The organism is Streptomyces thermolilacinus SPC6 (assembly GCF_000478605.2).
GTDB classification, from domain to species: Bacteria; Actinomycetota; Actinomycetes; order Streptomycetales; family Streptomycetaceae; genus Streptomyces; species Streptomyces thermolilacinus.
In genome coordinates, this window is sequence record NZ_ASHX02000001.1 from 3,830,097 (window position 1) to 3,844,592 (window position 14,496).

General features: G+C 74.1%; 11 protein-coding genes. 8 read left to right on the plus strand and 3 right to left on the minus strand.

Annotated features, from left to right (window positions below; translation table 11 throughout):
- Nucleotides 1-89 precede the first annotated feature (89 nt).
- Nucleotides 90-470 (plus strand): hypothetical protein, encoded by a 381-nt coding sequence (locus J116_RS16665; protein ID WP_139140494.1) that lies wholly within the window; start codon nucleotides 90-92, stop codon nucleotides 468-470.
- A 64-nt stretch (nucleotides 471-534) separates the two neighbouring features.
- Here J116_RS16665 and J116_RS16670 read toward each other — a convergent pair whose 3' ends face one another.
- The gene (locus tag J116_RS16670; protein ID WP_037947821.1) at nucleotides 535-1,161 is read right to left on the minus strand and encodes a MerR family transcriptional regulator; all 627 of its coding nucleotides are present in this window, start codon (nucleotides 1,159-1,161) and stop codon (nucleotides 535-537) included.
- A gap of 153 nt (nucleotides 1,162-1,314) precedes the next feature.
- On the opposite strand from J116_RS16670, the gene J116_RS16675 reads away from it, so the two are divergent.
- From J116_RS16675 to J116_RS16690, 4 genes are all read left to right on the plus strand, one after another.
- Nucleotides 1,315-2,859, plus strand: coding sequence for a flavin-containing monooxygenase (locus J116_RS16675; protein ID WP_023588213.1), 1,545 nt, complete (start codon nucleotides 1,315-1,317; stop codon nucleotides 2,857-2,859).
- Complete coding sequence (locus J116_RS16680; RefSeq protein ID WP_023588214.1) at nucleotides 2,856-3,809, plus strand: alpha/beta fold hydrolase; 954 nt, start codon at nucleotides 2,856-2,858, stop codon at nucleotides 3,807-3,809. The genes J116_RS16675 and J116_RS16680 overlap by 4 nt, the downstream gene beginning before the upstream one ends.
- Nucleotides 3,806-4,687, plus strand: coding sequence for an SDR family oxidoreductase (locus tag J116_RS16685; RefSeq protein ID WP_023588215.1), 882 nt, complete (start codon nucleotides 3,806-3,808; stop codon nucleotides 4,685-4,687). The genes J116_RS16680 and J116_RS16685 overlap by 4 nt, the downstream gene beginning before the upstream one ends.
- Nucleotides 4,688-4,783: 96 nt before the next feature.
- Nucleotides 4,784-4,978 carry a hypothetical protein gene (locus J116_RS16690; protein ID WP_023588216.1) on the plus strand — a complete coding sequence of 65 codons (195 nt, stop codon included), beginning with the start codon at nucleotides 4,784-4,786 and terminating at the stop codon, nucleotides 4,976-4,978.
- Nucleotides 4,979-5,099: 121 nt separating this feature from the next.
- Here the strand turns inward: J116_RS16690 and J116_RS16695 are convergent, their stop codons facing one another.
- Nucleotides 5,100-5,990, minus strand: a complete 891-nt coding sequence (locus tag J116_RS16695; RefSeq protein ID WP_023588217.1) for an aminoglycoside phosphotransferase family protein — start codon at nucleotides 5,988-5,990, stop codon at nucleotides 5,100-5,102.
- Between the two features lie 240 nt (nucleotides 5,991-6,230).
- Here J116_RS16695 and J116_RS16700 point away from each other — a divergent pair, with 240 nt between their 5' ends.
- Nucleotides 6,231-7,202: a transcriptional regulator gene (locus tag J116_RS16700; protein ID WP_079147756.1), complete on the plus strand. Its 972-nt coding sequence runs from the start codon at nucleotides 6,231-6,233 to the stop codon at nucleotides 7,200-7,202.
- A 7-nt stretch (nucleotides 7,203-7,209) separates the two neighbouring features.
- On the opposite strand, the gene J116_RS16705 is transcribed toward J116_RS16700, so the two are convergent.
- Entirely contained in the window at nucleotides 7,210-10,845 is a 3,636-nt protein-coding gene (locus J116_RS16705) for a S41 family peptidase (RefSeq protein WP_023588218.1), read from the minus strand.
- 268 nt (nucleotides 10,846-11,113) lie between these two features.
- On the opposite strand from J116_RS16705, the gene J116_RS16710 reads away from it, so the two are divergent.
- Nucleotides 11,114-11,689: a TetR/AcrR family transcriptional regulator gene (locus J116_RS16710; RefSeq protein ID WP_023588219.1), complete on the plus strand. Its 576-nt coding sequence runs from the start codon at nucleotides 11,114-11,116 to the stop codon at nucleotides 11,687-11,689.
- 404 nt (nucleotides 11,690-12,093) lie between these two features.
- On the plus strand, nucleotides 12,094-14,298 hold the full coding sequence (locus tag J116_RS16715; protein WP_023588220.1) for an MMPL family transporter: 2,205 nt from the start codon (nucleotides 12,094-12,096) through the stop codon (nucleotides 14,296-14,298).
- Nucleotides 14,299-14,496 lie beyond the last annotated feature (198 nt).

Sequence of the window (14,496 nt, forward strand, 5' to 3'; positions counted from 1 at the left end):
GCGGTCCGGCCAGTGGTGAGAGACGGGTGGGCGGCGCCTCGCGGGTGCCGCCCACCCGGGCACGGTACGGAGGGCAGGGGGAGGACGGCGTGATCGCCGAGGGGCTGACGGCCGGGCAGTGGTGGATCGTGGCGCTCGCCGTGTCAGCGCTGGTCCCGGCGGCGTTCTACTTCTGCCTCAGGAGCGTGAAGGGCGCGGTGTTCTCGCTGGCCGTGCCCGTCATCGGCGCGCTCTCCGTCCTCGGCTTCAGCGCAGGGCGGGGCCACGCGGAGGTGGAGGCCCTGGTCATGTACAGCGTCTCGATGCTCTCCCTGGCCCTCCTGCTGGCCGCCCTCAGGCCCGAGGTCCGCACGTACGCGGAGAGGCGGCGGCGCGGCGAGGAGTACGCGGCCCCGAAGTGGAAGGTCAACCTCTACGCGGTGCTGGTCCTCGCGTTCGCGACCGGCCTGATGGTCCTGCTGCTGGCGTGAGGGGCCCCGTCCGTACGGGCACACGCACCGCCGCCGCACCCGCCCCCGTACCGGCGAACAGCCCTCAGCCGCCGCTCAGTTCCCTCAGCCGCCGGTCCAGGGCGAGCGACAGCTCCGCGTCCACCACGCTCTTGGCGAGCGGCCGCAGCCGTTTCACGTCCTCGTCGCGGGCGTGCTCGCGCAGCAGGTCCGTGAACAGCCTCGCCAGCGCGTCCGCGTGGGTGCGCACGTCCCGCGCCGCACCCAGCACCGCCGCCAGCGGCACCCCCTCCCGTACCAGCGCCGACGACACGTCCAGCAGCCGCCGGCTCACGTGCACGATGTGCTGGCCGTCCATCGCGAGGTAGCCCAGGTCCAGCGCGGTGGCGAAGTTCTCGGCGGTGACCTGGTCGCCGAAGTGGTCGGCCAGCTGCTCCGGCGTGAGCCGTACGGGCTCCTCCTCCGTCGGCTCGCCGAGCCCCAGCACCTCGCCCACGTCACGGCCGCTCTCGAACGCGGCGGCCAGGTCCGCGATGCCGTTCAGGGTGTGGCCGCGCTCCAGCAGCGCGGCGATCGTCCGCAGCCGCGCCAGGTGGTGGGGGCCGTACCAGGCGATGCGGCCCTCGCGGCGCGGCGGCGGGATCAGCCCGCGCTCGCGGTAGAAGCGGAGCGTCCTGGGGGTGATGCCGGCCGCCTCGGCCAGCTCCTCCATGCGGTACTCACGGTCCTCACCCTCGTTCGCCACGCCCGCAAGCCTATGTCGTACCAGGGGTAACTTCCTCGTCCCGACCTCTACCGCTCAGTAGGGAGCTGCCCTACCCTCCCAACAGTGCCAGTAATTGCTGGCAGAGTCTTGGGAGGCGGCATGAGCGACCACGCGCGCGAACACGTACGAGTGGCGGTGATCGGTTCCGGATTCGGCGGCCTCGGTGCCGCCGTCCGGCTGCGCCGCGAGGGCATCACCGACTTCGTCGTCCTGGAGCGGTCCGGCTCGGTGGGGGGCACCTGGCGCGACAACAGCTACCCCGGCTGCGCCTGCGACGTCCCGTCGCACCTGTACTCGTTCTCGTTCGCGCCCAACCCCGACTGGCCCCGCACCTTCTCCGGGCAACCGCACATCCGCGCGTACCTGGAGCGGGTCACCGACACCTTCGGGCTCCGCCCCCATCTGCGCCTCGGGCACGAGGTGCTGATGACGCGCTGGGACCCGGACGCGCTGCGCTGGGAGGTCGAGACCTCGCGCGGCACCCTCACCGCCGACATGGTCGTCTCCGCGACCGGTCCGCTCTCCGACCCGAAGATCCCGGACGTGCCCGGCCTCGACGGCTTCCGCGAGGCGGGCGGCAAGGTCTTCCACTCCGCCCGCTGGGACCACGACCACGACCTGACCGGCAAGCGCGTCGCGATGATCGGCACCGGCGCGTCCGCCATCCAGATCGTCCCCGCCATCCAGCCGAAGGTCGGCCGCCTCACCCTCTTCCAGCGCACCCCGCCGTGGGTGATGCCCCGCGTCGACCGGGCCGTCACCGCGCCCGAGCGCTGGCTCCACCGGCAGCTGCCGTTCACCGGCAAGGCCCGCCGGGGCATCCTGTGGGGCATCCGCGAGCTCCAGGTCGGCGCGTTCACCAAGCGGCCCGAAGTACTGTCGCTCGTCGAGGCGCTCGCCAAGGCGAACATGCACCGCGCCGTCAAGGACCCCGCCCTGCGCGCCAAGCTGACCCCGTCGTACCGGATCGGCTGCAAGCGCATCCTGCTGTCCAACGACTACTACCCGGCCGTCGCCCGCCCCAACGTGGACGTCGTCGCCGCCGGGCTGACCGAGGTGCGCGGCCGGACCGTCGTCGGCGCGGACGGCACCGAGGCCGAGGTCGACGTGATCATCTTCGGTACGGGCTTCCACGTCACCGACATGCCGATCGCCGAGCGCGTCGTCGGCGCCGAGGGGATCACCCTCGCCGAGGCGTGGAAGGACGGCATGGAGGCGCTGCGCGGCGCGACCGCCGCCGGGTTCCCCAACTTCATGACGGTCATCGGCCCCAACACCGGGCTCGGGAACTCCTCGATGATCCTCATGATCGAGTCGCAGCTGAACTACATGGCCGACTTCGTCCGCCAGCTCGGCCTCCTCGGCGAGGGCCGCGCCCTCGCCCCGCGCCCCTCCGCCGTCGCCGCGTGGAACCGGCGCGTCCAGGCGCGGATGGAGCGCACGGTGTGGAAGTCCGGCGGCTGCGACAGCTGGTACCTCGACGCCAACGGGCGCAACACGACCCTGTGGCCGGGCACCACGTCCGAGTTCCGGCGCGCGACACGGACCGTGGACCTCGGGGAGTACGAGGTGGTCCGGGCACCCGCCGGGGCCGCGGGAACCGGCAAGGCCGCCCCGCGCGGCCGTGAGGAGGCGACGGCGTGAACCCCACCCCGTACGCGGCGGCCACGCCCCGCGCCCTGACCGCCGTCTCCACCGACGGCCAGTCCCTGCACGTCGAGGAGTACGGCCCCGAGGACGCGCCCGCCGTCGTCCTGGCCCACGGCTGGACCTGCTCCACCGACTTCTGGGCCGCCCAGGTGCGGGACCTCGCCACCGACCACCGGGTCGTCGTCTACGACCAGCGCGGCCACGGCGCGACCCCGCCCGCCGCCGGACCTTCCGGCTACAGCACCCGGGCGCTCGCCGACGACCTGGAGGCGGTGCTCACCGCGACGCTCGCGCCAGGCGAGAAGGCCGTGCTGGCCGGGCACTCCATGGGCGGCATGACCCTGATGGCAGCCGCGGGGCGCCCCGCCCTGCGCGCCCACGCCGCCGCCGTCCTCCTGTGCAGCACCGGGCCGTCCCGGCTGGTCCCCGAGGCGCTCGTCGTGCCGCTGCGCGCGGGCGCCCTGCGGACCCGGATCACCGGCGCGATCCTCGGCGCCCGCGCCCCGCTCGGGCCCGTCACGCCCGTGTCGAAGGCGATCCTCAAGTACGCCACGATGGGCCCGGGTTCGGCGCCCGAGCGGGTCGCCGAGTGCGCCCGCATCGTGCACGCCTGCCCGCGCGCCGTGCGGGTCGCCTGGTCGCAGGTGCTGGCCGGGCTCGACCTGGAGGCGGGCGTACGGGAGCTGGACGTGCCGGCCGTGGTCGTCGCGGGCACCGCCGACCGGCTCACCCCGCCGGTCCACGCCCGCGCGCTGGCCGACGCCCTGCCGCGCTGCGTGGGCCTCGACGTCCTGCCGGGCGTCGGGCACATGACGCCCGTGGAGGCGCCCGAGGCGGTGACCTCCCGGCTGCGCGAACTGACCGCGGCGTACCTGCGCGGCGCGGACGGCCCCCGTACCGACACCACCCCCACCCCCGAGACGACGGAAGAGGAAGCCGTATGAGCAGGGTCAGCCTCGAAGGGCAGGTCGCCGTCGTCACGGGCGGCGCGCGCGGTGTCGGCGAGCTGCTGGCGCGCAAGCTCTCCGCGCGCGGCGCGAGGATCGCGCTGGTGGGCCTGGAGCCGGACGAGCTGAAGCGGGTCGCGGAGCGGCTGCACACCGACAGCGACTGGTGGCACGCGGACGTCACCGACCACGAGGCGATGGCGCGCGTCGCGGCCGAGGTGAAGGAGCGCTTCGGCAAGGTGGACGTCGTCGTCGCCAACGCCGGTGTCGCGACGGGCGGTCCGTTCGCGGACTCCGACCCGGTGGCGTGGCGGCGCGTCATCGAGGTCAACCTCATCGGCGGCGCCGTGACCGGGCGGGCGTTCATGCCCGTACTGACGGAGAGCCGCGGGTACTTCCTCCAGATCGCGTCGCTCGCCGCGATCACGCCCGCGCCGATGATGACGGCGTACTGCGCGTCCAAGTCGGGCGTGGAGGCGTTCGCGCACAGCCTGCGCGCGGAGGTCGCGCACCGGGGCGTGCGGGTCGGGGTCGGCTACCTGTCGTGGACGGACACCGACATGGTGCGCGGCGCCGACCAGGACGAGGTGATGCGGGAGTTGCGGCAGCGCCTGCCGTGGCCGTCCAACCGCACGTACCCGCTGGGCCCGGCCGTGGACCGGCTGGTGCAGGGCATCGAGCGGCGCTCGGCGCACGTGTACGCCCAGTGGTGGCTGCGCGGGATGCAGTCCGTACGGGGCTATCTGCCGTCGCTCATCGCGGCGGTGGGCCAGCGGGAGATGCGGCGCTTCGAGCCCCGTCTCGCGGGCGTGGCCCGGGGCCTCGTGGGGGCGGGCGGAGCCGCCGACGAGCGGGCGCGTGCGGAGCGTGACTGATCGAAATGCGCGGTATGCCCGCTCGTGCCAGGCTGGTCGGCGCGGGGCCGCTCACGGCTCCGCGTTCCCCCTCCCCGTGTAGGAGTGACACCCGCTATGGGCATCTCTGACCAGTTCAAGGACAAGGCCGAGCAGCTTCAGCAGCAGGGCAAGGAGCGCGCTCAGGGCATGAAGGACGAGGCGCAGCAGCGCATGCAGCAGCGCAAGGGCAAGAAGCAGCGGGGCGAGTCCCAGCGCGACCGCGAGGACATGCCGATGAGCGACAGGCAGGGCACGATGGACGAGGCCTGACGCCCCGCCCTCCCCTTCCCCGACGCCCCGCCCGGCCCCCCGGCCAGGCGGGGCGCCCGGGTGCGGGCGTGCATGGCCCTCATGGGCGGTGACCGCGCGGGCGGGTGAGGCGGGGTGCGGGTCACAGGATGCCCCGCCACCTCCAGGGACGCGGCCCGAAGTGGCCCCGCAGGCAGGCGACTCGGTGCCGTGCCTCCCCGGCACAGGCGGGGTTGCTGCCCGCGTGCCGTGCCGCGTACGTCACCATGCGCAGCTCCCGGATGCGGGCGAGCGTCCCGTAGCCCGGCCACTCGGTCACGTCAAAGCCGTACGCGTCGCAGAAACCGCGGTACTCCGCCGAGGTGACCGCCCCGGTGGTCCGATGCCGCACCGCCGTGGAAGTCAGGTCCCACTCGGGTGGGCCGACGGAGAACCGTTCCAAGTCCAGCACAAGGCGCTGCCCGCCTTCCGTCCGGACAAAGTTGCCCGGCCACGCGTCGCCGTGCACGGCGCACGCGGGCAGTCCGGCCGGACGCTCGCGCCACGCGCCGGCCAACTCCCGGTGCAGACCCCGGAGCCAGGCCCGGTCGTCCGGGCTGAGCGTGGTCGCCGCGCCGATCCGCGCGGCGATCCCGGTGAACGGGTCCAGGGCACCGAGGCCCGAGGCCGGTGCGGGAAGCCCGTGCAGCCGCCGCAGCAGCACCGCCACGTCCTCAGCGCTGCCGTGCTGGTGAGGGGGCAACTCCTCCCAGAACGTCACGGGACGGCCGCGCAGTTCGACGGGCTGGTCCACATCGAGCGGCCGTACGACGGGCACGCCCTGGCCCTCCAGCCAGCGCGCCACCCACACCTCGCGCTTCATGCCAGCGAGCCGCCCGCCCCTTCCCACACGGACGGCCACGCACTGACCGGGTAGTCGCCATGTCCCGTTCTCCGCAAGCCGCACGGGCTCGGCGTCCCCACCGCGCAGCCCGACGGAGGCACACGCCTCGCCGACCGTCCGCCGCCCGTCCACGTCGGCTGCGGAGCTCATGCCCTGTCGAGGCTCACCCACGGGCACAGCCCCCGTCCGCCTAAAGCGTCTCGCCCGCCCCCTTCACCGCGATGCCCCTGCGGGATCGAGCTGTCGGCTTCGTCGCACGCGTCCTTCCCCGACGGACGTCTTCTCAGTCGGCAGACCGAGACAGCTCTGGCCGGATCGACTACCCCCTACGGGTGCTCATAGGCGCCGGGGATCCTGTGGCGGCCTCCTCCCGCGCGTACGCTCGGCCTCATGCCTGCCAACTTGGGTAACCGGCTCAGGGACGTGCGGAAGCGGCGCGGGCTGACGCAGTCGGGGCTCGCGCGCGAGTCCGGGGTCTCCGTGTCGCTCATCCGGAAGCTGGAGCAGGGCGAACGGCGCGACGCGCGCCTGGAGACCGTGCGGCGCCTCGCCGCGACGCTTCGGGTGCCCACCTCGTCACTCGTGGTGGAGCCGGCCGAGGAAGGCGCGACCACGGCCGTACTCGACGCGTGGGAGCCCGTCAGGAAGGCCCTCACCGCACCGGCCGCCGACATGACCGACCTCGACGAACCGCCCACCGCGCAGGGCCTGAGCGCGGCACTCGACGCCGCCGTACTCCTCTTCTCCGGCGACCGGTTCGCGGAGTTGCGCGCCGTCCTGCCCGCCCTGCTGCGCGACACCGCCGTCCTGGCCCGGCTCGACCCGGAGGGGCACCCGCTCCTCGTACGCCTCTTGCAGCTCACCGGATGGCTCCTGACGCAGACCCGCCAGTTCGAGGCCGCCGAGTGGGCCCTTGGGATCGCGCTCGACGGATCGGCGGACCGGCTGCAAGGGGCCTCCACCGTCAGCACGACGTGCTGGCTCCTCCTGCGCCAGGGCAGGCTGGGGGAGGCCCGCGAGCTGGCCGCACGGTGGGCCGACGAGACGGAGCCGCGCCTGTCACGAGCGACGCCGGACGAACTGGTCGCCTGGGGATGGCTGTTGCTGCGCCTGTCGGCTGCCGCCGTGCGGGACAACAGGCCCGAGGAGGCCGAGGACGCCCTGCGGCTGGCCCACGCCGCCGCCGTGGCGATGGGCAGGGAGTTCGCCCAGCGTCCCCTCCTCACCCTGCGGGTCTCGCGGGACGGCGGGCGCACCTGGGGTGAGCGGACGGTCGTCCACAGCCGCGACAGGCTCCCGCCCCTCCACACATCCGTCTGGCCGCCCTGCGCCTGCCCCCGGTGCCGGGCGAGGGGTGACTGAACCCCACTCACGGCCTCGGGGGCAGGGGCGGGCGGGCGAGGTCGGGGGTGGCGGAGTAGTCCGGGGGGCTGGACGGCGGGGTCTTCTTCAGGAGCCCCAGCGCCAGGTCCACCGCGTCCGCCAGCTGGCGGTGGCGGCCCTCCGCCCAGTCCAGCGGGGTGCGCTCGATCTCGATGTCCGGTTCCACGCCGTGGTTCTCCACGCCCCAGCCGTACGCCTCGAACCACGCCGCGTTCATCGGCACCGTGATCACCGTGCCGTCGCCCAGCCGGTGGCGGCCCGTCATGCCGACCACGCCGCCCCACGTGCGCTGGCCCACGACCGGCCCCAGGCCCTGGAGCTTGAACACCGCCGTGATCATGTCGCCGTCCGACGACGTGGCCTCGTCCGCCAGCGCCACCACCGGGCCGCGCGGCGAGTTCGACGCGTACGACACGGGCTGCGCGTTCCGCGTCAGGTCCCAGCCCAGGATGCGGCGCGTCAGCTTCTCCACCACCAGCTCGCTGATGTGCCCGCCCGCGTTGCCCCGCACGTCCACGATCAGCGCCGGGCGCGACACCTCAAGGCGCAGGTCCCGGTTGAACTGCGCCCACCCCGAGCCGCCCATGTCCGGGATGTGCAGGTACCCGCACCGCCCGTCGCTCAGCTCCCGTACGACCTCACGGCGCTTGGCCACCCAGTCCTGGTACCGCAGCGGCCGCTCGTCGATCAGCGGCACCACCGCGACCCGCCTCGGCCGCCCCGCCTCCCCGTTGCCCGGCGCGAACGTCAGCTCCACCGTCGTACCGCCCGCCGCCGCCAGCAGCGGGTACGGCCCCGTCACCGGGTCCACCGGCCGCCCGTCCACGTGCGTCAGCACCGCACACTCCCGGATGCCCGTACCCGCCAGCGGCGAACGCGCCTTGGAGTCCGACGAGTCACCCGGCAGGATGCGCTTGACGACCCACTTCCCGTCCCGGCACACGAGGTTGGCGCCCAGCAGGCCCATCGCCCGCTGGTAGTGCGGCGGGCCCTCGTTGCGCCGCGCGGGCGTCACGTACGCGTGGGACGTGCCCAGCTCGCCCAGCACCTCCCGCAGCAGGTCCGCGAACTCGTCCGGCGACGCGACCCGTTCGACCAGCGGCCGGTACTGGTCCAGCACCCCGTCCCAGTCGATGCCCGCCATGCCCGGTTCCCAGAAGTACGCACGCGTGATGCGACCCGCCTCGTCGTACGCCTGCCGCCACTCCGCGCCCGGGTCCACCTCGTGCTGGATGCGCCGCGCGTCCACGTACACCGTCGTGTCCACGTCGCCCATCTCGTTCGCCGGGACCGCCCGCAGCTCGCCCTCGTCCACGACGACCAGCCGCGTCCCGTCACCGCTCACCGCGAACCAGTCCAGGTGCGCGACCAGCTCCGACTTGCGGGCCTTCGTGAGGTTGAAGTGTTCCAGCGTGGGCCGCTCCGACGGGTCCGACGGGTTCACGAACGTCTCGCCCAGGGCCCCCGAGATCGGCCACCGCAGCCACACCAGACCGCCGCCGCTGACCGGGTGCAGCGACGAGTACTTCGACGCCGCCACCGGGAACGGCGTCACCCGGCTCTCCAGGCCCTCCACCTCCACCAGCACCGTCCCGTCGCCCGCCCGCTCGTCGTCGCCCAGGTCCAGGCCGCCCGCCGCGGGCCGCCCCTCCGGCGACAGCGCGAACGGCGACGGTGTCGTGGAGGCCAGCGGTACGAGGTAGGGGCGGCAGCCCAGCGGGAACGACAGGTCCCCGGTGTGCACGTCGTACACCGGGTCGAAGCCGCGCCACGACAGGAACGCCAGATACCGGCCGTCCCGTGTGAACACCGGGCTCTCGTCCTCGAACCGGCCGTTCGTCACGTCCACGACCAGGCGGTCCTTGATGCGGGCCATCTTGATCTGGCGCAGCGACCGGCCGATGAACGGGTGCGACCAGGTGAGCCACTGCCCGTCGGGCGAGAAGGCCAGGTCGCGCACCGGGCCGTTGTCGGAGCGGATCAGCTCCGTGACCAGGCCGTCGTCGGCCACCGCGCCCCCTCCGGACGGTTGGGCGGTGTCCGGGGCGGGGGATTCCGCCGGGGGAGGGGTTTCCGCGCCGAGCGGCTCGGGGGTGGCCGGCGGGTCCACGATGTCCGTGGCACCGGCACCGGCACCGGCATCGGCACCGGAACCGGCCCCTGGCCCTGACCCGGGCTCGGCACCGGAACCGGCCTCGGACACGGAGCCGGTCGGCGCCGCTTCCGTCGTACCCTCCGCCTCTGCCGTAACTCCCGCCTCCGGTGCCGCGCCCGTGGCCTCGGCGCCCGTACCGGTGGCCTCCGCGTCCGCGTCCGGCAGCGTCAGCCTCCGCAGCCTGCCCCCCCTCGGCTCGGTGTCGTCGGCCGGTTCGCCCGCCGCCTCGACGGCCTCCTCCGACGCGTCCAGCAGCAGCAGCCGCCCGTCGTGCGACGCGATGGCCAGCCGCTCGCCGTCCGGGTCGGACACCATCTCCAGTACGCGGCCCAGCCGCCCGGCGGCCAGGCGGCGCGGCGGGCGCTGGCCGCTGGCGCGCGGCAGGTACGCGATCTCCACCGCGTCCTCGCCCTCCGCGTCCGTCACGTACGCGACCCGGCCCCCGTCCAGCGTCTCCGGCAGGCGCACCCGCACGCCCGGCGTGTCCGCGATCGACCGCGCCGGGCCGTCCCGGTGCGTGAGCCAGTACAGGCTGCCCCGCACGCACACCGCGCTCGCCCGCCCGGTCTCGTCCACGGCCACCGACTGGATGTGCCGCGCGGCCGGCACCTGGTACGTGCGCCGCCCCGCGCGCGGCCCCCCGAGCCGTACCGCCAGCTTCCGGGGGCGCGCGTCCGGCGTCAGCGCGTCCACCATCCACAGGTCGCCCGCGCACTGGTAGACGACCCGGCGCCCGTCGGACGAGGCGTGCCGGGCGTAGAACGCGTCATGGTCGGTGTGGCGCCGCAGGTCGGAGCCGTCCGGCAGGCACGAGTACAGGTTCCCGACGCCCTCGTGGTCGGACAGGAACGCGATCCTGCCGCCCACGAACATCGCGCAGTCCAGGTGCCCGCCCAGGTCCGGCAGCAGCCGCTCGCCGTGCAGCCACAGCCGCCCGGTCGCCCCGCCCCGGTACCGCTTCCACGCGGCGGGCTCGTGCGGCGGCTTGCCCGTCAGCAGCAGCGTCCGGTGCTCCCCGTCCACGTCGGCGACCTGGATGTCGGCGCACGGCCCCCAGGGCAGCCGACGGCCGGGGCTGCCGTCCACGGACACCTTGTACGCCCACGAGAAGTGCGAGAACGGCTGCCCGTGCGACGCCACCGCCAGGATGTTGCCGTCCGGGTCCCAGCCGCAGACCCGCGTGTCCAGCGACCCCCAGTACGACAGGCGCCGCGCCGGGCCGCCCTCGACCGGTACGAGATGGATCTCCGGGTCGAGGCTGCGCCAGCTCGTGTACGCGATGTGCCGCCCGGCCGGGGAGAAACGCGGGTGCCCGACTCTCGTACGGTCCACGGTGAGCCGCCAGGCACGGCCGGGGGACTCGCCGTCGGCGACGAGCGGGGCGATCCACAGATCGTCCTCCGCCGCGAAGCACAGCAGATCGTCGTGGACGTGGGGATACCGGAGGTACGCGCCGTCACTGCTCACGCTTTCATGCTTTCCGCGTGCGCCGGACGCGGCAACTCGACCGGCGTATCGGTCAGATGTTCCCGGCCTCGCTCCGGGGCCGGTCCCGCGCCGGGGCGGACACGCACCGGGCCGGCCCCGCGCCGGTCCCGCGGCCCGGGTCCGCGCCGCGCACCGGTCGGCCAGGCGAGGGCCGTGACCCAGACCACGTACGAAACGGTTTCGTTTCGCTGCCGCCCTGTCCTACCCTTCTGGTGTACGAAACCGTTTCGTTCGGATGGATACGCACATGGCCCGCAGCAGACTCACCCCGGAACGCGAGTCCGAGCTGTACGAGACCGTCATCGACCTCCTCGGCGAGGTCGGGTACGACGGCCTCACCATGGACGCCATCGCCGCCCGCACGCGCTCCAGCAAGGCCACCCTCTACCGCCAGTGGGGGAGCAAGCCCGAGCTGGTCGCGCAGTCGCTGCGGCACCACAAGCCCGTCGAGCTCGCGGAGATCGACACCGGAACGCTCCGGGGCGACTTCCACGAGATGATCGGGCGCACCGACGACTGCCGCATGGCCAAGGACTCCGCGATGATGCGGGGCCTCGCCCACGCGGTCAGCGAGAACCAGGAACTGCACCAGGCGCTGCGCGAGCTGCTGATCGAACCGGAGATGACCGGGCTCGACCAGGTGCTGCGCCGGGCCGTGGAGCGGGGCGAGGTCGCCGCCGACAACCCGGCGCTCGGCCTGGTCCCGCACATGATGATCGGCGCCTTCGTCGCCCGGCCCCTCATCGAGGACCAGCCGGTCGACCAGGCGTACCTCTCCTCCTACGTGGACGCCGTCGTGCTCCCCGCCCTCGGCGCCCCCTGACCGGACCCCGTCCCGTGAGGGGCGGACCCCCGGGCCCACCGGACCCCGCCCCGTGAGGGGCGCGGCCCCGGGCCCACCGGGCCCACCGGACCCCGTCCCGTGAGGGGCGCGGCCCCGGGCCCACCGGGCCCACCGGACCCCGTCCCGTGAGGGGCGCGGCCCCGGGCCCACCGGGCCCACCGGACCCCGTCCCGTGAGGGGCGCGGCCCCGGGCCCACCGGGCCCACCGGACCCCGTCCCGTGAGGGGCGGACCCCCGGGCCCACCGGGCCGGCCGGCCCCCGGCAGTCCCCAGCCGGATCGCGCCGCCGCCCGGACCCCAGTACCTGACACGTACCGCTCACGCTGTCGGGCCGACTCCCCGCACCGTCCTGCCCTGTCCACTCACCTCGGGAGTACGCCCCAGTGGCCACGTTCCTCTACAAACTCGGCCGGTTCGCCTTCCGGCGGCGCCATCTCGTGACCCTGCTGTGGGTCGCGCTGCTGGCGCTCGCCGGAGTGGGCGCCGCGTCCGCGCCCGCAGCCACCTCCAGCTCCTTCTCCATGCCCGGTACGGAGGCCCAGAAGGCCTTCGACCTGCTGGAGAAACGATTCCCCGGCGGCAGTGCCGACGGCGCCACCGCGCGGGTCGTCTTCAAGGCGCCCGACGGGCAGAAGATGACCGACCCGGCCAACAAGGCGCGCGTGGACAAGGCCGTCGCCGACCTGCGCGCCGGTTCCGACCAGGTCGCAGGCGTCACCGACCCGTACGCCGCGCAGGCCGTCTCGCGTGACGGCGGCACCGCGTACATCCATGTGACGTACAAGGCCAACGGCATGGAGCTGACCGACGCGACGCGCGACGCGCTGACGGAGACGGGTGAGGAGGCGCGCGACGGCGGACTGACCGTCGAGATCGGCGGCGACGCGCTCCAGGCGATGCCCGAGACCGGCACCGGCGAGATCATCGGCGTGGTCGTCGCGGGGATCGTCCTCGTCATCACCTTCGGCTCGCTCGTCGCGGCCGGGCTGCCGCTGCTCACCGCGATCATCGGCGTCGGCATCGGCGTCTCGTCGATCACCGCCCTCGCGAGCGCGCTGGACCTCGGCTCCACCACCGGCACCCTCGCCACGATGATCGGCCTCGCCGTCGGCATCGACTACGCCCTGTTCATCGTCTCCCGCTACCGCGCCGAGCTGGCCGAGGGCCGCGAGCCCGAGGACGCCGCGGGACGCGCCGTCGGCACGGCGGGCTCGGCCGTCGTCTTCGCCGGTCTGACCGTCGTCATCGCCCTGGTCGGCCTCGCCGTCGTCAACATCCCGATGCTGACGAAGATGGGCGTCGCCGCCGCCGGCACGGTCGCCATCGCCGTACTGATCGCGCTCACCTTCATACCGGCGCTGCTCGGCTACGCGGGCAGGCGCATCCTCGGCCGCAAGGCCCGCAAGGAGCTCGCCGACGGCGGGGCCGTCGTGGACAGGAGCGAGGACGGGGCCGACGAGGAGAAGGCGAACGCCGGTACCCGCTGGGCCCGGTTCGTCCTGCGCCGCCCGGTCACCGTGCTGCTCGTCGGTGTCGTCGGCCTCGGCGCGCTCGCCGTACCGGCCGCGTCGCTGGAGATGGGCCTCCCGGACGACGGCGCCCAGCCGACCTCCACCACCCAGCGCCGCGCGTACGACCTGCTGTCCGACGGGTTCGGCCCCGGCTTCAACGGCCCGCTGATGGTCGTCGTGGACGGCGACCAGGCCGCCGCGGGCAAGGCCGCCGACACGATCAAGGGCCTCGACGGGGTCGCCGCGGTCGTCCCGCCCACGCCGAACAAGGCCGGCGACACGGCCATCATCACCGTCGTGCCGAAGGACCGCCCGTCGTCCACGGCCACCGAGGACCTCGTCCACGACATCCGCGACAGGACCGGCGACGACGTCCTCGTCACCGGCCAGACCGCGATGAACATCGACTTCTCGCAGAAGATGAACGACGCGCTGCTGCCCTACCTGGCGCTCGTGGTCGGCCTCGCCTTCCTGCTGCTGATGGTCGTCTTCCGGTCCGTGCTCGTGCCGCTCAAGGCCGCCCTCGGCTTCCTGCTGTCGGTGGTCGCCGCGCTCGGCGCCGTCGTCGCCGTCTTCCAGTGGGGCTGGCTCGGATCGGTCTTCGGCGTGGAGCAGACCGGCCCGATCATGAGCATGATGCCGATCTTCATGGTGGGGGTCGTGTTCGGCCTGGCCATGGACTACGAGGTGTTCCTCGTGACCCGGATGCGCGAGGCGTACGTCCACGGGGAGCGGCCCGGCGAGGCCATCGTCACCGGCTTCCGCCACGGCGCACGCGTCGTGACCGCCGCCGCGGTCATCATGATCGCCGTGTTCGCGGGGTTCATCGGGGCGAGCGAGCAGATGGTCAAGATGATCGGCTTCGGTCTCGCGGCGGCGGTCCTGTTCGACGCGTTCGTCGTCCGCATGGCCATCGTCCCGGCCGTCCTCGCCCTGCTGGGCCACAAGGCGTGGTGGCTGCCGCGCTGGCTGGACCGCGTCCTGCCCAACGTGGACGTCGAGGGCGAGAGCCTGCGCAAGGAGCTGGCCGAGGGCGGGCGCCCGGACGAGCCGGAGCGCGAACTCGTACGAGCCTGACGCCCGCGGGGCCCGCACTCCGAGGCCCCGCACCCCGGAGGGCCCCGCACCTCAGCGGCGCCCCACCCGGCTCCTGGGGGCCGCACCCCGGACGGCGCCGGGCCCTGTGCCCGCAGCCCGCACGGCCGAGCTGACCCCCGGGCCGGGGCCCCGTGGCCGCCCGCCCCTGGAGCCCGCACCCCGGAGGCACCCCGGCCG